Raw genomic sequence first — 19,447 nt, 5'->3', positions numbered from 1 at the left:
AGCTTATGTTTGCCAAATCATGTTGGCAGCGTGATCGATCCGTTACTTTCGACAACACTCAGTCGCTATCTGGACCTGTCGAAAATCCGCTCTCCGATGACTCACTATCGGAATCAAAATCTGAAACTGCTTCTTCCGTTTGGATTTCCACTTTCCGGTCCATACTGGAATTTTCAAGGTATTGATTAATCCGCCGCATCGACTCGTCACTCAGCGGATTGTTCAATAAACCAACATATAGATCTTGAGTATCCGGAATATCGAACAAATCGCCCCCTACGTCTGAGATATTATTATCCTGTAACGCCATGACCCGAAGATCTCCAAGCCTGTCTATGCCGGAGGGTAGGCTGGAGAGATTGGCGTTATATAGCATCAACTCGGTTAAACCTGTCATGAAGCCTACATGCGGAGCAACTGTCAGAGGGTTGTTGGCCAGATTCAACAAAGTGAGCGTCTCGATCCTGGACACACCTTCAGCCGTCGCTTCAGATAATTCAAGCGAACAATCGTCCAGTACCAGTTGACGCAACTGGCGCATTTGGAATATCCCTGACGGGAAGTCCTCCATTTTTATGCCAGTGACCATCAAATATTGAACATTGGGAAAACTGTCAAAAAAAGCGCCGATGCGTGCGCCTGGTGTTTCTACAGTCAATACCAACTCTGTTACATAGTCGAACCTGGCGGATAATCTTGGTAACTCACCAGTAAAATCGACATGATGGGAAAAATGATAGTCACCGTAACCCCATCTCGAAACCGACTTGCGTCGCCAGATATCTTGCAGTTTTGCGCTAAATTGCTCGCGAGCCGGGCGCTGTTCTGCGATCTGCATTGCGTCCTGCGAAGAGTCCGCTTGGGTCGATAATCCTTCCGCACTCCAGATCGCCAATTCATTGCGCAATATTGCGAGGTCTGTCTCCAGGCGCGCTAAAACTGTGGACGGCTCAGATCCCAGGCGCTCGGAAACGAACGCGGCCAACTCCTTGTCATCAAGTTGCGGATAGAGGCTACGGACACGTTCCACAACGGATCCTGTCAACATCGGGTTGACATCGCCGCCGCCTCGCAGCCCCGCTTGCGCGTATTGGGCGCTGGCCGGAACAGCCGTTACCTGCACCGGTGCCAGTCCCAACAATTCGCTCACGCGTTGGCGCGACGGCAATGGCTGTGCGCGTACCAGTTGCCGCAGAGCCGCACCACCGCCCTGCGCTACACCGAGCAACTGGCGCTGCCCGGGCAGTAAAAGGCGCCAGACGGCGGCATACAGATCCATCCGATCCTGAGGGGATGCGATGCCGCTGCGTTGGATAACGTAGCCTTCATGCTGACGAATCAATATGTGCCGCACTGGCGATCGAGCATCGCCAATAGCACTCAATGACTCACCCTCTGACGCTTGCAGACGAATCTCGATACGAATCTGTCGCGGCCACTGATCAAGCTGCCCGAGCATCTGCAAAGCCAGTTGGTCACTGTCCAGGCTAGCTACCGCATCCAGATAGATTCCTTCGCACGCCCTGGCGAGACGCACCTCGCGTAGCGCCACCAGCGTTTTTTCTGCCATGTGCCGCGGCATTCCCGGCCGCAGGCGCAAATGCCTATGGTCGGCGGCACTGGCCTCTCGCCACAACGCCTGAGCAATCGTCTTGGGCAGATGAGGAAAAATCCGTCGCATCTGCAATGTGTTGTCATCGCAATCGAGTTCGAACGCCCGCTCGCTCTGCTCAAAGAGCAAAGCGCGGGACTGTTCGATAACGCGCTCGCTCAGATCAGTTGCCTGTAGCGTTAACAAAGCCTGCAGTTGTGAATCGGCCTGCGCACGCACGGTCGGATCGGAATGTTGCACTTGGGTGATGAACTGGCGGATCTTTTGATCGAGGGCGAAGCGTCTCGCTGTGTCCTGCAGCAATGCCAGCGAAGCGGGATGAATGTCGGACCTGTGCGCCATCATCACGTCGACGCCGCTCACGGCAAATATGCGTTGGGTCATCAGTGGAGGGAAATCCTTTATTGAATACTCCGTGCCGGGAAGCTCTGTCGTGCGATTTCGTCCGGTAAAGACAGTTGCAACTGGATTGGCCGACTCAGGATCATCCAGCGGATGCCACAAACGGCCCTCGCTGTCAGGCCTCAACAGCGGACCGGAAGGATGCAGTTCTCTGGCATGTGTGGCGCGAAACAGGCCGCTCTCGGGGTCTCGGACCACTTGTACGATGTGATTGTCAGCGACGGCAACATACTGACGCTGCTTCATGATTGCGATGCCCCATGCATCGGTCTCGTCGAGACGCTCTTGCGTGGGTATCCAGTAGTTCTCCAGCGAATTCCTTGCGGACACACTTGCGAACTCGTCGATCGTGGAATATTTCGGCCTCGTGCTCACACTGATGACAGGCATCACTGCAAGCGAATCTGAAGAAGATGGCGAAGGCAAGGGTCCCTGATGATGTGCAACAGTCGAATGCGGCATTGTCGAAGACGGGTTCAGAGCCCGGGGCAGGCCATCCCCGCTGGACTCGATGGGTCTGGTTGGGGCAGATACAGGTTTGATTTTCGGCGGTTTGCCAGTCATGAATGCTCATCCTTGAGGAGTGGTGACGCTGGCCACACATCGCTGCGGGCCAGCGCAAGGCATCAGATAAAGCACTTTCGTGCATATGCCTGATTATCGAACATGGCAGCTTATCTGCAGCCGCGATGCCAAACGCATATACAGCTACTACATCCCAGGACATTGCATCAATGGATGATGAAACTCAGCCTCGCTGAAGAGACAAATTGCGCTCATAAAAACTCACGCGAATCGCCAACTTATGCCCGGTACCATATTCATCGATAGCGATAAAGTAGAGGACACTTCCATATTTTTGCGCACCGGTATTTTCCGAGTATTCGGATAACGCCTGCACAATAGTGAGTTCTCCGTCGCTTTGCGTATTTACTTTGTAATGCTTGTGATTCCATGTTTGCGCATCGCCGGTGAAAGCATATACAAACGGATCACCCCTATCAGGCAAGGTGACGGTCACACTGGTTTTTTCGGGACGGACGAAAATGCACTTCATATAATTTGTTTTGATTTCGTTAAGCCTGTTCCCGCCCGCAAAATCGAGGTTTTCGCCCTCTTCAGCCCCCTCGACCATCCAATCGACCAGGCGGATTTGCTTCCCGTCCGGGTACAGCCCCAGATGGTACTTCCAGATACGATTACCAGGCGACTCATTACCAATCCTGTTCTGATACAACTGAAAGACTCCATATGTCGCGGGCTTTTCAGCCTCCAGAGTCACGCTGCTGTAATGAACACTGACAGGGGTGGTTCCGTTGCTCAAAATCCTCTCCCCGTTGAGAGATAGGCGCGCACCGACCTCAGTCGTTCCGGCGCTCGACGAGGAAACCCAGAACGTACGCACCTGTGGATGAACGCTGTCATTCTCAAGATCATCATCGTGCCTGTCCAAGGCATCCGGTGCAGGCCGTGCCTCACGCGTAAACCGCCCTTGGACCGCGCTCGCGACCCAACCATCGCGCAAGGTCTTGCCGGTCGCGTAATGAATAAGCTGGATGCTTTCCATTACATCTTCCGGTACATGCACAGCGTTGCCGTCGGCGTCTACTCCGGCAACCAGCACCTGAACTTTGACTTGCATCCGGCCATTAGCGAAAAGTGCCCTGCTTTGAGTGTTATCACTGGCGTCAAACTTGACCTTCAGACTGGACAACCCCACAAGAACGGGCGAAGTGTTTTGTTGATTACCTGTAGCATCCATGCTTTCACTCATAATACAGCTCCTCTGTGAGAATATAACTTGATAGTGACATCGAAAACATGTCAGCAAAAAAAGTTACATACCCACCAAGAAAATATCAAAGTGAAAAGTGTAAGAAATATGCGTGCACCAGCCGCCGGCAACTCATATGCCTTTAAACCAGCCTCCAATACACCAACGCAAGAATGATCAATGTTCGTCGTTATAGACGAACTTCGGCATTTCCCAATGGAAACGGATGGCCAGCAGACGTAACAGGAACCCGCCAAACAAAGTGATCAGGATGGCTTGTTCGCCCGGCACATTTATATAAAGACAAAACATGTAGCACCATGCCGCAGCGAATGAAACACTGGCATAAAGTTCGCGGCGAAATATCAGCGGAATGTCATTGCAGAAAATGTCGCGCAGGATGCCGCCGAACACACCGGTGATGACGCCGCTGACCGAGGCCACCAGCATGCCGTGGCCCATTTCCAGCGCTGTCATGCAACCGATCAAGGTAAATGCCACCAGCCCCACCGCGTCGAGCACCAGAAACAGCGAGCGCAGGTGACGCATCCAGCGTGCGGCAAACACCGTAAACATCGCCGCCACCGAGGTCAGCACCAGATATTCCGGGTGTTTGACCCAGGTCAGCGGGTAGTGCCCGAGCAACACATCGCGCACTGAACCGCCACCGAGCGCGGTGATGCAGGCGATCAGCACCACGCCGAACCAGTCCATGCCGCGTCGTCCGGCAGACAGCGCGCCGGTCATGGCTTCGGCAGTGATGGCGATCAGATAGAGCATCAGCAACATGATGGCAGTCCAGGCAGGAAGGCGCGCAGTCTAGCCATTTCGGCGCCGCACCAGAAGAGGGCGCGCCTCTCGCGAGCCGGCTCGCGTCCACATAAGCCGCATTCCATGTGGGAGCGAGCCTGCTCGCGAAAGCGTCAGGGCTGATGCCGCCGCATCAGAATTTGATGAAATGCTTGCGGTAGTGCTGCAGCTCGGCGATCGATTCGCGGATGTCATCCAGCGCCAGGTGGGTGCTGCCCTTCTTGAAGCTGTCGCGTACGTCCGGCGCCCAGCGCGCGGCCAGTTCCTTGAGCGTGGAGACGTCGAGGTTGCGATAGTGGAAGTAGCTTTCCAGCGCCTTCATGTGGGTATAAAGGAAGCGACGATCCTGGCAGATGCTATTGCCGCAGATCGGCGACTTGCCCTTCGGCACCCACTTTTCCAGAAAGGCGATGGTCTCAGCTTCTGCCTCAGCCATGCTGATGCGGCTGTCGCGCACACGCTGGGTCAGACCGGAGTTGCCATGGGTGCGGGTATTCCACTCGTCCATGCGCGCGAGCACTTCGTCGCTATGGTGGATGGCAATCACCGGACCTTCAGCCAATGTGTTCAGCTCACTGTCGGTAACGATAGTGGCCATTTCGATGATGACATCGTTGTCCGGGTCCAGACCGGTCATTTCCAGGTCGATCCAGATCAGGTTCTGCGGATTTTGCATATTCGGGCTCCTAGGCAATGCTGCGCAGTTTAGCCTAGGCCGGTGGCCGGGCGTGCTAAACTCGCGGCCGTTTTACCTAATCGCTGCATTCTTCAGACGGAACACCCATGGCCAAACGCCAACTCAATCGTCGTCAAAACTGGCGCATCGAAAAGATCCAGGGCGAGCGCGCCGCACGCGCCGCCAAACGCGAGTCCTCGGCGGTCGAAGCCCTCGAGGGCGGCGACCTTGGCCCAGAGCAACACGGCCTGGTGATCGCCCACTTCGGCGTGCAGGTCGAAGTCGAAGCCGTCGACGGCGAACTCGCCGGTCAAGTGTTCCGCTGCCACTTGCGCGCCAACCTGCCAGCGCTGGTCACTGGCGACAAAGTGGTCTGGCGCGCCGGCAACCAAGGCATTGGCGTGATCGTCGCGCAACTGCCGCGCAGCACCGAACTGTGCCGCCCCGACAGTCGTGGCCAGCTCAAGCCGGTTGCCGCCAACGTCGACATGATCGTCATCGTTTTCGCGCCGCTGCCCGAGCCTCACGCCAACCTGATCGACCGCTATCTGGTCGCCGCCGAACATGCCGGCATCCGCCCGCTTCTGCTGCTGAACAAATTCGACCTGATCGACGAGCAGAACGCCCCGGCGCTGAACGCGTTGCTGGCGGTGTACCGCACGCTGGGTTATCCGGTGCTGGAAGTCTCGGCTCACCACGGCGATGGCATGGAGCAGCTGCAAAAGCAGCTCGACGGGCGCATCAGCGTGTTCGTAGGTCAGTCCGGCGTCGGCAAGTCGTCGCTGGTCAACAGCCTGCTGCCGGAAGTCGAAACCCGCGTCGGGCCGTTGTCGGAATTGTCCGGTCAGGGCACGCACACCACCACCACCGCGCGCCTGTTCCACTTCCCTGGCGGCGGCGAACTGATCGACTCCCCGGGCATCCGTGAATTCGGTCTGGGCCACGTCAGCCGCGCCGATGTCGAAGCCGGTTTCATCGAGTTCGATGACCTGCTCGGCACTTGCCGTTTCCGCGACTGCAAGCACGACCGCGAACCGGGTTGCGCGCTGCTCAAGGCGCTGGAAGATGGCCGCATCCAGCAGCAACGGATGAACAGCTATCGCTCGATCATCGCCAGCCTGCCCGAAAACGGTTATTAAACCGTCGCGCCGGCAGCCCCGCACCACGGGCTGCCGGTTGTCGGACCGCATCTGAATCAGTTCTCCCCCACTTAAACATAAGCCTCTGCTGTAGGCTTTTGCGCGGCTGCTTGCAGGACCTTTCTGTTTTGCCGCGCAGACCTTGTAGGCCTGAGCCAGCGGCCTACATTCCTTTCCTCCTTCGCTCACAGCGACCTTCGAGGAAAGCCATGCCAACCTGTGTTTTATTCATCCGCCATTCGTCTCGCTACATCCACGCGTGCAGTGCCCACAGCATCGTCGGCGCGATCCGCCTGCACACGGTGGTATGAGCATGCGCAAGGCACTGTTCATCGGCATCAACGATTACACGCATATCGGCGGCCTGAGCGGCTGTTGCAACGACGCCATGGCCATGGCTTCGGTGCTGAAAACCAATGCCAACGGCGACCCCAACTTCAAGAATGTCGTGTTGACGTCCGCCGAGGATTATTTGAGCCGGCAAAAACTCGAAGATCAGATCCGCGAGTTGTTTTCCGGTGACTGCAACGTCGCCCTGCTGTATTTCGCCGGCCATGGCGGTTTCGACGCCGACACTGACGAAGGCATGCTGATACCCCAGGACTACCGCAACGCCAAGGACGGCATCCGCATCAGCGACATCCTTAACTGGGCGGACAAGGCCACGCGGATCAAAAACAAAGTGATTATCCTCGACGGCTGCGAAAGCGGTTCGGCCGGCGAAGTGCGCGCCTTGCGCAGCGAGAGCAGCATGGTCAGCGAGGGTATGACGATCCTCACCGCCTGCAAAAAAGCCGAGCCGGCAATGGAGGGCGCGCAGCACGGCGTGTTCACCGGCCTGCTCCTGCAAGCGCTGCACGGCGGCGCGGCGAATATCCTCGGCAAAATCACCCCCGGCAGTCTGTATTCCTTTGTCGACAACGCCCTCGGCGCCTGGGAACAGCGTCCGGTGTTCAAGACCAATGTGTCGCAGTTCATTTCCCTGCGCGAAGTCTCGCCGCTGATCCCCAAGGAGATCCTGCGCAAATTGCCCGACTGGTTTGCCGAAGCCGAATCGGTCTACCCGCTCGACCCCAGCTATGAGCCCACCGAAAAGGCGTTCGTGCCTGAACATGGCGAGATCTTTGCCCAGTTGCAGAAGTGCAACCGCCACAGCCTGATCGAGCCGGTCGACGCCGAGCACATGTACTACGCCGCCCTCAACTCCACCGGCTGCCGCCTGACGGCACTCGGCGCCTATTACCGCGAACTCGCCCTCAAAGGACATTTCTGATGCCAGTCTTTATCAGCTACCGCCATATGGATCGCGCTCATGCGATTGCCATCAATACCCGTCTGACCCAGGCGAAGATCAGGACTTACCTCGACGTGCTGGATCCGGAATCGCAGACCACCGATGACATCACCGGGGTCATTACCCGCAACATCACCGAGTGCACGCATCTGCTGGCGGTGGTGTCGGAGACAACAGCACTGTCGTGGTGGGTGCCTTTCGAAATTGGCGAGGCGACGATCAGCAATCGGCGGATCTGTACGTTCAAGACCGGGCCGGCGCAATTGCCGATCTATCTGGACAAATGGCCGAAGCTGAGCACGGCCAGCGATCTGGATTTCTTCATCGATGCGTATCGGGATGAGGTGTCGAACCAGCGCTCGATAACCCTGGACTCGTTCAGCGACTCGGTGAAAGGGGCGTACAAGCGCGATGCAGAGATGTTTCATGAACAGCTGAAGAACCGGATTCGTCGGGGATTCTGAGACTGTGCCGGCCTGTGATAGCCACAAAAAAGCCGACATCACTGTCGGCTTTTTTTCACTTACTGCTTCGGCGCAGGCGCAGGCGCCGCCCCACCCGGCTCAGCCGGTTTCGGCGCCGCATCGTCAAACAGATTCAACCGCTCGCGCAACTCGTGAGCCGGCACTGGCTGTTTGTCCGCCGGCAAGGCATTGGGATCAACCGGGGCTGCCGGAGCAGCACCGTTCTGACCCTGATCCGCCGGTTTCGCCGCCTCGGGACCCTGCGCACCTTCAATGGCGGCCTGGGCCTTTTTGGTCAGCACGACAATGTCGATCCGGCGGTTGACCGGGTTGAACGGATTTTCCCGGTCGAACAACGCCGACGAGGCATAACCGACCACCCGCGCCACCTGCGCATCCGGATAGCTGCCCGCGACCAGGGCACGGCGAGCCGCGTTGGCGCGGTTGGCCGAGAGCTCCCAGTTGCCGTAGTCGCCAGTGCCAATGTACGGCTTGGCGTCGGTGTGGCCGCTGATGCTGATCTTGTTCGGCACCGCTTTGATGGTGTCGGCCATGGCCAGCAGGATGTCTTCAAAGTACGGCTTCAGGCGTGCGGACCCGGAGTCGAACATCGGCCGGTTCTCGGCGTCCATGATCTGGATGCGCAAGCCGTTCGGGGTGATTTCGAAGAGGATCTGATCCTTGAACTTCTGCAGTTGCGGGTTCTCGTCGACCTTGTTCTGCAGTTCTTGCAGCAGCAGTTCGAGACGCTCCTTCTCGACCTGCTCGGCCATGCCTTCAACCTGATCGGTATCGACCGTAACCTTGTCCGGTTGCGGCTGCGACTTCACTTCCGGGTTGAGGGTGTTTTCCGGCGCCAGGGTCGGTGTACCGCCGAGGTCGATGATGTACGGCGTGCCGCTTTCGGAGAAGCCGACCGGGTCCTTGAAATAACCGGCGATGGCGATCTTCTGTTCCGGCGTAGCGGTGGACAGCAGCCACAGCACGAGGAAGAACGCCATCATCGCCGTGGCAAAGTCGGCGAAGGCGATTTTCCACGCCCCGCCGTGGTGCCCGGCGGCAATGCGCTTGACGCGCTTGACGATGATCGGCTGATTATTTTCCATGACTTAGCGACCGCGAACCGCTTGTTCCAGCTCGGCGAAGCTTGGACGGTGCGCCGGGTACAGAACCTTGCGCCCGAACTCGACCGCCAGCGACGGCGGCATGCCGGACGCCGAAGCCACCAGCGAGGCCTTGATGGCTTCGTAGACGTTGAGCTCTTCCTTGGCATCGTGGGCCAGGGAATGCGCCAGCGGACCGAAGAAACCGTATGCCGCGAGAATACCGAAGAAGGTACCGACCAGTGCCGCACCCACGTGCAGACCGATCGACGCCTGGTCGCCCTCGCCCAGCGAGGCCATGGTCACCACGATACCGAGTACCGCCGCAACGATACCGAAACCGGGCATGCCGTCGGCGATGCCGTTGACTGCGTGCGATGGGTGCTCGAGGTCTTCCTTGAGGCTGTACAGTTCCATGTCGAACAGGCCTTCCAGTTCGTGCGGAGCCATGTTGCCGGAGGACATGATGCGCAGGTAATCGCAGACGAACGCGGTCATGCGTTCATCCTTGAGCACCGCCGGGTACTTGGCGAAGATCGGGCTCGCGGCGGCATCTTCGATGTCGCCTTCGATCGCCATCATGCCTTCACGGCGGCTCTTGTTGAGGATTTCGTAGATCAGCCCGAGCACTTCAAGGTAGAAGGTGTGGGTGAAGCGCGAACCGAACATGCTCAGGGATTTCTTGAGCACGTGCATCGTCATGTAACCGGGGTTGGCCTGGAGAAATGCGCCGAGGGCCGCACCGCCGATGATCATCACCTCGAAGGGCTGGATCAGAGCGGCAATCTTGCCGTGGGAGAGCACGTATCCGCCGAGCACGCTCGCGAATACGACGATGATGCCGATAATTTTAGCCATAGGTAGAAGGTACTTGTTTAAGTCGGGTTCAAGGTCATATTCGGAAGTTAAAAAATCTCTTCTTCTACTTATCGGCAAAACTGCGCCAGACTATAGCCAGTTCAGGCGAAAAGCCAATTTAGCCCATGCCGGGCGCGTCTACAGTCAGTGAAGATCTCGTCCAGACATGGCTAATGAAACGAACATTCCATCGGTAATACCGACCACGCTCCAGGCTTGGGTCAAGCTGCTCGACAGCGTCCGCCTGCCCGTACCACAAGAGGCTCACGACAAAGTCTGCCGGGCGATCCGCGACAATCGCAGCTCGCTGCGCGACATCGCCGATCTGATGCAGGACAGCCCGGCGCTGGCCTTGAGCGTCATCCGTGAGGCGAATCGTCACACCCACGGCACCATGGCCGCGCCGGCGGAAAATCTTGAGGTGGCAATCAATCGCCTGGGCCTTGCCCGCACCGAAGAATTGCTCGCGCGCCTGCCCGCCGAACCGCACCGGCAAATCCCCAAGGCTTTGCGCCAATTGCAACTGATCAGCCAACACGCGACACAACAGGCCAACGGTTTTTTTGCCAGTCGCCTCGCGCGGCTGTGGCAGGACATTCATTGGGGCAGCTTGCTGTTTTTGTCGCCGCTGTGGCCCTTGGCACTGACGTATCCGCAGTTGCTCGAGGAGTGGGAACTGCGCGTGATCCACAAGGGCGAGTCGGCACGTGTGGTCGAAAAGCAATTGTTCGGCGTGCGCCTGTTGAAGATCGCCGAGGCACTGGTCCAGGCCTGGCATCTGCCGATCTGGGTCGAGCAAGGCTACAAATTACTGCTCAGCGAACAACGCGAACTGGTCAAAGTGCTGCGCATCGCCCGTGACAGCGAACACCCGCTGCGCCAGCAGAATCGCCTCGACGATGACCCGACATTGCGCCGCTGGCTCAACCAGCCGGCGAATACCGTGCTGCTGGCCAATGGTCTGGCGCTGTCGGCGCAACAGGCCTGGGACAGTCCGCACAGCAAGCGCTGGCAGTACCTGACCAGCCTCTATCTGCAGATTTCCATGGACGAAGTGCAGCAACAGTTGCACCAGCAAGCGGCGAACAGCGCGCGTCAGCATGCGATGCCTGATTTATGGCACCCGGCGGTTTCGCTGATCTGGCCGTGGGGCACTCGTCGCTTGCCGGCCGGCATGCTCCCGGCCGCAGCGCCGAATGCGGATGATCTGGGCCAATGGCGTCGGCAATGCGCCGAACTGCTCGCCGAGCCCAGCCGCTTCACCAATGCCATGAGCCTGACCGTCGCCGCCCGCGAGGCACTGGTGGCCAGCGGCATGCGCCGGGTGATGATTCTGATGGCCGACCGCACGCACTCGACCCTGCGCGTACACCAGACCGCCGGTTTGCCGAAGGATGCGGCGGCGCTGAGTTTTGTCGTCAGCCAGAGCAAAGTCCTGCAACGCCTGCTCGCTCAGCAGGCGCAGGTGCGGATTACGCCGGAGAACAACGCACAATTCTCGGCCTTGTTACCGGCGAGCCTGCGCACGCTGTTTCGTGGCGAACATCTGTTTCTGCGTTCATTGGTCAACAATGGTCGGGTGATCATGATCGTCGTTGCCGATCAGGGCGGCGGCCCCTTCGCCGACATCACTGTGCAGGCCTTCGGCAAAACCGCGCAGTGCATCGAAAAAGCCCTGCACAGCTTTAGCAGCCGTGGCCAATGAGCCTGCGCTACAATCCTCCCCTTTGTGCTCTGGAGACCTCACATGTCTGACTTCTCTGGCTTGCCGCTTGTCATCGAGCCGAGCGACCTGCTGCCGCGTCTGGAGTCCCCGGAACTGATTCTGGTGGACCTGACCAGCCCTGCCCGGTATGCCGAAGGTCACTTGCCCGGCGCACGTTTTGTCGACCCGAAACGCACCCAGCTCGGCCAGCCACCGGCCCCCGGGCTGATGCCGGCGAAGGCCGATCTGGAAGCGTTGTTTGGTGAGCTCGGTCATCGCAAAGACGCGGTCTACGTGGTGTATGACGATGAGGGCGGCGGCTGGGCCGGGCGCTTCATCTGGCTGCTCGATGTCATTGGCCACGACAAGTACCACTATATAGACGGTGGTCTGCCGGCCTGGCTGGCGGACGGTATGCCGATGTCGATTCAGGTGCCGGCCGCCGTCGGTGGCCCGGTCTCGCTGACCCTGCACGATGAACCGACCGCCACCCGCGAATACCTGCAAAGCCGTCTCGGCGCCGCCGATCTGGCGATCTGGGACGCGCGTGGGCCGCTGGAATATTCCGGCGAGAAAGTCCTCGCCGCCAAGGGTGGCCACATCCCCGGTGCGGTCAATTTCGAATGGACTGCCGGCATGGACCAGACGCGTCAGTTGCGTATCCGCAGCGACATGCCGCAGATCCTCGAAAACCTCGGGATCACCAAGGACAAGGAAATCATTACCCACTGCCAGACCCATCACCGGTCGGGCTTCACTTATCTGGTGGCCAAAGCCCTCGGTTATCCGCGGGTCAAGGGCTACGCCGGTTCCTGGGGCGAATGGGGCAACCACCCTGACACGCCAGTCGAGATTTAAGGTTTTTAAGGACAACTAATGAAAGAGCGTCTGTTTATCCTCAGCCAGTACCTGCTGCCGCATCACCTGCTGTCGCGCCTGGCCGGCTGCATCGCCGAATGCCGCGTGCGCTGGTTCAAGAATGCCTTCACCCAATGGTTTGCCAAGCGTTATCAAGTGGACATGTCGCAAGCGCTGGTCGAAGACCTGACCGCTTACGAGCACTTCAACGCCTTCTTCACGCGCGCCCTGAAAGATGGCGCACGCCCACTGGACGAAACCCCGGGCGCGATCCTCAGCCCGGCCGACGGTGCGGTCAGCCAGCTCGGCCCGATCGAGCACGGTCGTGTGTTCCAGGCCAAGGGCCACAGCTTCAGCGTGCTGGAGTTGCTCGGCGGGGATGCGGCCAACGCAGCGCCGTTCATGGGCGGCGACTTCGCTACCATTTACCTGTCGCCTAAGGACTACCACCGCGTGCACATGCCGCTGGCCGGCACCCTGCGCGAAATGGTCTACATCCCGGGCCGCATTTTTTCGGTGAACCAGACCACTGCCGAAAACGTCCCGGAGCTGTTCGCCCGCAACGAGCGCGTGGCGTGCATTTTCGATACAGAACGCGGGCCGATGGCCGTGGTGCTGGTCGGTGCGATGATTGTCGCTTCGATCGAAACCGTGTGGGCCGGTCTGGTCACGCCACCGAAGCGCGAGCTGAAAACCTTCCGCTACGACGAAGCCGCACGCGCACCGATTCATCTGGAAAAAGGCGCGGAACTTGGGCGCTTCAAGCTCGGTTCGACGGCGATCGTGCTGTTTGGCCCGGATCAGGTGAAGTGGGCCGAAGAGCTGGTGGCCGGTTCACCCGTGCAGATGGGCCAAGGCCTGGCACTGCCAAAAGCGTGACCCTGTTCGCGGAAGCAGCCGAGGCTGCTTCCGCAAACCGCGGCATTTGCTGCTATGGTTTTGCTCATGAGCCAGACCAACTTTTCTCCCAAGCTGCGCGCTCCGACTCCCACGCAAACGCGCCTGTCGTTCTGCGAGGCCAGCCCGCGCGACCTCAAGCGCTGGATCGCCGGCCTGCCCAAGGCCAACATCGGCGAAACCGCCCGCTTGCTGTATCAAGGCCTCGGCGAACTGAACCTGTTGCTCACCCCCAGCGACAATCGCCTGCAATTGCTTGAGCTGCTGCGGCCCGAGGTGTATTTCGTCTGCCAGCATCTGGAACGGCATTTTCTGCATCAGGCGATCATGCTCGACGAGCGTTCGCGAAAAGTCAGCAACCTGTGTCAGGCGCTGCAAGCTCAGTTGGCCATCGGCTATAAACAGATTGTTCTGCGCATCCTGCCCAAATACAGCAAGGATCGCGCGACATTGGTCGGCACCGCCTTGCAACGCGCCGCGCATGCCCTCAAGGCGCAACTGGTGCGCGCCACGCAGCTGTACAGTTCACCGCCGGAACACGTGTGGTTGGAATTGCATCTGCTGTATCGCAGCGCTGCGCAATTACAGCTGCAACAACGGCGGCTGCGCGATGATCTGGCGTTTTTGACCAGCGAACTGAGCGTCGAACAGACCTACATCGCCGCACTGCTATTGGGCAGCGCCCGTTGCAATCAATTGCGTCAAAGCCAGATTGCCCGGCTGGCCGAGGTGATCGAGCCGTGGAGCGCCCTGCTCAAGCTGCATCCCGACAGCGCCGACGACGGCTTGTTTGCGGTCAGTCCGGAACTCGATGTCGGCCCGCGCTACCGCAAAATGTTTCGCAGCGAACAACAGAGCGGACTGCTGGGCTTCGATCCGCAACCGCTGGTCAAACAGCTCGAAACGCACCTGCTGCAGCAGCCGACTTCGCCCCCCCTGCCTGTTTCCGCAGGTCTCAGCATCGATACCCTGCAACATCTGCACGCGACCTGGGGCCAGGCTGCCGAACGCAGTTTTCAGCGCAGCGCCGGCCAGGGCACATTGACCGTGTGCGTCGGCATGAGCGCCCTGCACTTCTACCTCGGCGGCGAGCGCACCTTCAGCGAGTTGCTCAAACATCCCGGTGCCCGCACGGCAAATTTCAGCAGCGTCGTGGCCAACGGCGAAAAGGACAGCTGGAGTCAGGCGTTCGACGCTGCCCCGCAAAGTAACGATGAGCTGTTGCCGTACGAGGAAATCCAGTACGACCAGCTGAGCGAGGATGAAGGCCCCGGCAACGCGCCGAATTATCCGACTTACGCCTTGCCGGTGATCAACCACAGCCCCGGCGGCTATTGCCTGGCCTGGCCGAGCGAGGTGCCGGCGGAATTGCAGGCCGGGGAAATGCTCGGCATTCAGGACAGCGAGAGCAAAGGCTGGAGCATTGCGGTGATTCGCTGGATTCGCCAGGTGCGCGGCAGCGGCACGCAGATGGGCATTGAACTGGTCGCGCCACACGCGCAGCCGTGCGGGCTGCAACTGGTTCGTTCCAAGGACGATCACAGCCATTATCTGCGCGGTTTGCTGTTGCCGGAGATCAGTGCGATCGATGTGCCGGCCACCGTGCTTGCGCCGCGCCTGCCGTTTCAGGAAGGCAACAAGGTATTGATCAATACCCAGGGCGAAGAACACCGCGCCGGGCTGGATCGGCGGGTGGCGAGTACGCACAGTTTCAATCAGTTCGCCTATCGCTCGCTGGATCCTGCGCAAAATGGCGGAGGTGAGGAGGATTTTGATTCGTTGTGGAATTCGCTTTAGACCGAGGCGCGGCCTTCGCGAGCAGGCTCGCTCCCACACTGGAATGAGGTTTCCCGTGGGAGCGAGCCTGCTCGCGAAGAGGCCAGATCAGCTTATCGAGATCTCAGAGCTGCCCGTCGCGATCGCGGAAACCCAGCAGATACAACACACCATCCAGCCCCAGCGTTGAAATCGCCTGCTTCGCCGACTGCTTGACCAACGGTTTGGCGCGGAACGCCACGCCCAGCCCGGCAATCGCCAGCATCGGCAAGTCGTTGGCGCCGTCGCCGACAGCAATGGTCTGCTCCAGACGCAGCCCTTCCTTGTGCGCCAGCTCCTTGAGCAGATCAGCCTTGCGCTGCGCATCGACAATCGGCTCGATCGCCACGCCGGTGCACTTGCCGTCGACCACTTCCAGCTCGTTGGCGAACACGTAGTCGATGCCCAGCCTGGCTTGCAGCTGCTTGGCGAAATAAGTGAAGCCGCCGGACAGGATGGCGGTTTTGTAGCCGAGGCGTTTGAGTTCGGCGAACAGGGTTTCGGCGCCTTCGGTCAGGCGCAGCGAGGCGCCGATCGAGTCGAGCACGCTGACGTCGAGGCCCTTGAGCAGCGCCAGACGCTCCTTGAAGCTGGCGCGGAAATCCAGTTCACCGGCCATGGCGCGCTCGGTGATTTCCGAAACCCGGTCACCCACGCCGGCCGCTTTGGCCAGCTCATCGATGACTTCCGCTTCGATCAGCGTCGAGTCCATGTCGAACACCGCCAGACGCCGGTTGCGGCGAAACAGCGAGTCTTCCTGGAAGGCGATGTCGACGTTCAATTCCTGGGCAACGCTGAGGAATTCGGCGCGCAAGGCCTGCGGATCGGCCGCTTCACCGCGCACGGAAAACTCGATGCAACCCTTGCCCTTGTCGGCCGGTGTGTCCAGCGGCATGCGCCCCGACAGACGGTCGATATGGTCGATGTTCAGGCCATATTTGGCGGTGATCGCGCTGACCGCCTGCAACTGGCCGGCAGTGACCTTGCGCGTCAGCAGGGTGACGATATGGCGTTTCTTGCCCTGATTGCCCACCCACTGCTGGTAATCCTCTTCGGACACCGGGGTGAAACGCACTTGCTGATCCAGTTCGTAGCCTTTGAACAGGATGTCCTTGAGCACCGATTTGCCTTGTTCGGAATCGGGAATTTCAACCAGGATGCCGAACGACAGGGTGTCGTGGATCACCGCCTGACCGATGTCGAGAATGTTCACACCACCTTGTGCCAGAACACCGGTGATGGCCGCTGTCAGACCGGGACGGTCGACTCCCGTGATGTTAATCAGGACGATTTCGCGCAACGCGCACCCCCGCAACTGGAAAAAAACCGCATTCTACCCACTTTCAGTGACCATCGGGCACCGCGAGCGCTTTGCCGGTCTGGGGCCTGTCGCTATACTGCGCGTCAACTTCACGGACAAAGAGCCGAGCTCAAGTGAACCGGCCCACGCCAGTCAAAACCGATAACTTCTTCCTGCTGATCTTCCGTGCACTGCGCCATCGCCGTGTACCGATTGCATTGCGCATTGCCAGCCACAACGTGATCCTGGTCGCTCTGGCCCTGGTGATCTATGCCGGGGTGATGGGGCTGCAGTTCAAGCAGGCCATGCACGAGCAGGCCGATGCGCTGGGCGAAAGCCTGACCACGCAGACCGCCACCTCCGCCACCGAGCTGCTGGTGTCCAACGACATCCTCAGCCTCAACGTGCTGCTCAACAACCTGACCAAGAACAAACTGGTCGCCCACGCGGCAATCTACAGTGTGGACAACCGCATCCTCGCCGAGTCCGGTCAGCGTCCCAAGCACAGCCTGCTGGGCGAAGCCGAGGGCATGTACGAGAGCAAGATCACTTTCCAGGACGTGACTGCCGGGCAACTGCGCATCAGCCTGGACATGGATCAGTTCCAGCAGCCGATGACCATCAGCCTGCAAAGCATGGGCATTCTGAGCGCAATTCTGCTGGCGCTGTCATTGGCTCTGAGTCTGCGCATGGGCCGCTATCTGTCGACGCCGTTGCTGCAATTGCGCGTGTGGCTGCGCCGCATCGACGCGCACACCCCGGGCATCGATCGCCAGGATGAAATCGGCGATCTGGCGCGCCAGCTGCATGCCAGCTACGCCCCGGAACCGGAGCCTGAGCCCGAACCCGAGCCCGAGCCGGAATTCGCCGAGGAAGAAGACGAGCCTGAATTCGAGGTGCGTAACCTGCGCGATCCGAGCTTCGACGAAAGCCGCCCGCTGGCCGCGAAAAAACCGGCGCCGCGTCACTTGATCAGCACCGTCGAAGACGATGATGACGATGACGCTTTCGCCGACCTGCGCGACGAATCGCTCAACGGCGCCGCCCAACCGCTGACGCGCAAACCGAGCCCTGACGTGCCACAGCACACCGCCGTACTGGCCGTGCAATTGGGATCGCAGGAACAATTGCGTCGTTTGCCTCGCGCACGTCTGGAAGAATTGCAGGATCGCTATCGCGACTGCCTCGAGCAGGCCGCGTCGCTGTATCAGGGCGAAATCGAAACCCTCAACGATGGCAGCACGCTGTTGCTGTTCCACACCGAAGACTGCGGCGACGATTACCTGACCAATGCCATCTGCTGCGGCGAACTGCTGCGTGCACTCGGCCACCAATTGCAGATCGAGGTCGCAGACAGCGGCATCACCCTGCAATTGCAGCTGGGCCTGACCTTGGGCGACGAGTTGTTCGGTCTAAGCCAGATTGATCTGCTGCTGACCGATTCGGCCCAGGATGCACTGGCCTTGTCGCAACACAGCCGCAATCTGCTGCTGGTCGAGCGCAAGATCAGCGATGACACGTTGATCCGCCAGCGTGCGCGGATCCGGCCGATCGCCAGCCCTGAAGGCGCTTGCTGTGTGGAGCGGTTGATGGAGCCGTATCCGTCGATGCTCGAACGGCAACTGGCGCGGATGCATGAGCGCCGGGCGTAAGGCTTAGGCCAGATACGCAAAAGCCCGCAGATGAGTGATTGTCTGCGGGCTTTTTGTTGCCTGCGCTGGCCCCTTCGCGAGCAGGCTCGCTCCCACCAGGTCTGCTCGCCGCCGATCAAATGTGGGAGCGAGCCTGCTCGCGAAGTGGCCAGCGTTGAAGACGAATAATCTCTGCCCCCCAGATACAACAAAGCCCGCACAAGGCGGGCTCTGTTCTGACGCGTTCCAGCCTCAGAAGCGAAACACTTCCATATCGGTACGAATCGGCGAGGCCATCGGGATCTTCGGCTGCTTCTCGGCATCCGCAGCCGGCGCTGCGGGTTTCGGCGCGGCTTTACGCGGTGCCTCGGCCACGGGCGGCTGGTTGGCCAGTGGCTTGAGCGCCACCGACAGTTGCTCGGCCAGACGCTGCAACAGAACCCCTTGTGCCTGCACCTGGGACGCGGTGCTGCCGGCGTGCGTTTCCTGCAGGTGAATGATGCGGTTATCGCGCACCTTGCCGCGACGATCGATCAAACGCCATTGCGCATCGAGAATCGCCGGTTGTTTCGCCCCGGAATCCAGACGGGTGATGGTCAGCAGAACCTGCACATCCGGCGTGAATCCGGCAGTAGCAGGCGCCAGCACCACACGCTGACTGTCCAGGTGACCAGCCACCTGACGCATCAGCAGTTGATCGATATCCGACGAAAGGCTGCCAGCCCAACGACCGTCGGTCGCCGCTTGCAGGCTGCCGTCGGGTTGACGTTGCAGCAGGGTTTCGCGTTGCAGGTAATCGGCAACAACTACCGGCCCCAGCAAAACCGCCATGCCTGCGCTTTGCGCAGGCTGAACCGGACTTCCGCTGTCCAGTTGGTACAGCGACACCGGCTGGTGAACGCTGCAACCCGCCAGGCCAAGAACGCCGGCGAGCAACAAAATAAGGGGGCGTAGAGCAGTCATCATCCCGTCCAGGTGGCCGCCACAAGGCTGACCACAGTGAAAATACTCAATAAATATGAAGAACGCTCGGCCACGCCGGCGCTTGAAAGGCCATATCATCCGTGAATATGCGTTCCGACTCCAGCGCCAAAGCGTCGATCTACGCG

16 protein-coding genes are annotated in these 19,447 nt (G+C 59.6%); 8 read left to right on the top strand and 8 right to left on the bottom strand.

Annotated elements, in window-relative coordinates; genetic code table 11:
* Positions 1-58: 58 nt before the first annotated feature.
* The 4 genes from AB4N85_RS24410 to orn form a co-directional block, all read right to left on the bottom strand.
* Positions 59-2,578, bottom strand: coding sequence for a leucine-rich repeat domain-containing protein (locus tag AB4N85_RS24410; protein ID WP_460066203.1), 2,520 nt, complete (start codon positions 2,576-2,578; stop codon positions 59-61).
* Between the two features lie 184 nt (positions 2,579-2,762).
* Positions 2,763-3,788: a hypothetical protein gene (locus AB4N85_RS24405; RefSeq protein ID WP_056787539.1), complete on the bottom strand. Its 1,026-nt coding sequence runs from the start codon at positions 3,786-3,788 to the stop codon at positions 2,763-2,765.
* Between the two features lie 177 nt (positions 3,789-3,965).
* Entirely contained in the window at positions 3,966-4,580 is a 615-nt protein-coding gene (locus tag AB4N85_RS24400) for a trimeric intracellular cation channel family protein (RefSeq protein ID WP_177342722.1), read from the bottom strand.
* A gap of 151 nt (positions 4,581-4,731) precedes the next feature.
* Positions 4,732-5,274, bottom strand: coding sequence for an oligoribonuclease (gene orn, locus AB4N85_RS24395; RefSeq protein ID WP_016771957.1), 543 nt, complete (start codon positions 5,272-5,274; stop codon positions 4,732-4,734).
* A 107-nt stretch (positions 5,275-5,381) separates the two neighbouring features.
* Here orn and rsgA point away from each other — a divergent pair, with 107 nt between their 5' ends.
* The 3 genes from rsgA (at position 5,382) to AB4N85_RS24380 (ending at position 8,171) form a co-directional block, all read left to right on the top strand.
* Positions 5,382-6,413 carry a small ribosomal subunit biogenesis GTPase RsgA gene (gene rsgA / locus AB4N85_RS24390; RefSeq protein WP_024011360.1) on the top strand — a complete coding sequence of 344 codons (1,032 nt, stop codon included), beginning with the start codon at positions 5,382-5,384 and terminating at the stop codon, positions 6,411-6,413.
* Positions 6,414-6,726: 313 nt separating this feature from the next.
* On the top strand, positions 6,727-7,686 hold the full coding sequence (locus AB4N85_RS24385; RefSeq protein ID WP_252868697.1) for a caspase family protein: 960 nt from the start codon (positions 6,727-6,729) through the stop codon (positions 7,684-7,686).
* Positions 7,686-8,171, top strand: coding sequence for a toll/interleukin-1 receptor domain-containing protein (locus AB4N85_RS24380; RefSeq protein WP_122748035.1), 486 nt, complete (start codon positions 7,686-7,688; stop codon positions 8,169-8,171). Before AB4N85_RS24385 ends, AB4N85_RS24380 begins: the two co-directional genes overlap by 1 nt.
* A gap of 59 nt (positions 8,172-8,230) precedes the next feature.
* Here the strand turns inward: AB4N85_RS24380 and motB are convergent, their stop codons facing one another.
* Entirely contained in the window at positions 8,231-9,277 is a 1,047-nt protein-coding gene (motB, locus tag AB4N85_RS24375; RefSeq protein ID WP_041480740.1) for a flagellar motor protein MotB, read from the bottom strand.
* Between the two features lie 3 nt (positions 9,278-9,280).
* Positions 9,281-10,132, bottom strand: coding sequence for a flagellar motor stator protein MotA (gene motA, locus AB4N85_RS24370; RefSeq protein WP_024011357.1), 852 nt, complete (start codon positions 10,130-10,132; stop codon positions 9,281-9,283).
* Between the two features lie 166 nt (positions 10,133-10,298).
* On the opposite strand from motA, the gene AB4N85_RS24365 reads away from it, so the two are divergent.
* The 4 genes from AB4N85_RS24365 (at position 10,299) to AB4N85_RS24350 (ending at position 15,389) form a co-directional block, all read left to right on the top strand.
* Complete coding sequence (locus AB4N85_RS24365) at positions 10,299-11,837, top strand: HDOD domain-containing protein (RefSeq protein WP_252868696.1); 1,539 nt, start codon at positions 10,299-10,301, stop codon at positions 11,835-11,837.
* 42 nt (positions 11,838-11,879) lie between these two features.
* Entirely contained in the window at positions 11,880-12,695 is an 816-nt protein-coding gene (gene rhdA, locus AB4N85_RS24360) for a thiosulfate sulfurtransferase (RefSeq protein WP_076565369.1), read from the top strand.
* A gap of 18 nt (positions 12,696-12,713) precedes the next feature.
* Positions 12,714-13,574 (top strand): archaetidylserine decarboxylase, encoded by an 861-nt coding sequence (gene asd / locus AB4N85_RS24355; protein WP_024011354.1) that lies wholly within the window; start codon positions 12,714-12,716, stop codon positions 13,572-13,574.
* A 66-nt stretch (positions 13,575-13,640) separates the two neighbouring features.
* Positions 13,641-15,389, top strand: coding sequence for a molecular chaperone (locus tag AB4N85_RS24350; RefSeq protein WP_252868695.1), 1,749 nt, complete (start codon positions 13,641-13,643; stop codon positions 15,387-15,389).
* 103 nt (positions 15,390-15,492) lie between these two features.
* On the opposite strand, the gene serB is transcribed toward AB4N85_RS24350, so the two are convergent.
* Complete coding sequence (serB, locus tag AB4N85_RS24345; protein ID WP_041477650.1) at positions 15,493-16,707, bottom strand: phosphoserine phosphatase SerB; 1,215 nt, start codon at positions 16,705-16,707, stop codon at positions 15,493-15,495.
* A 134-nt stretch (positions 16,708-16,841) separates the two neighbouring features.
* On the opposite strand from serB, the gene AB4N85_RS24340 reads away from it, so the two are divergent.
* Positions 16,842-18,359, top strand: coding sequence for an AhpA/YtjB family protein (locus tag AB4N85_RS24340; RefSeq protein WP_252868694.1), 1,518 nt, complete (start codon positions 16,842-16,844; stop codon positions 18,357-18,359).
* A 231-nt stretch (positions 18,360-18,590) separates the two neighbouring features.
* Here the strand turns inward: AB4N85_RS24340 and AB4N85_RS24335 are convergent, their stop codons facing one another.
* On the bottom strand, positions 18,591-19,301 hold the full coding sequence (locus AB4N85_RS24335) for a PqiC family protein (protein ID WP_024011350.1): 711 nt from the start codon (positions 19,299-19,301) through the stop codon (positions 18,591-18,593).
* Positions 19,302-19,447: the final 146 nt, after the last annotated feature.

It is taken from the genome of Pseudomonas sp. H1_G08, assembly GCF_054681355.1.
The sequence above is the reverse complement of the archived record's forward strand: the minus strand, read 5'-3'. Positions and strand labels throughout refer to the sequence as shown.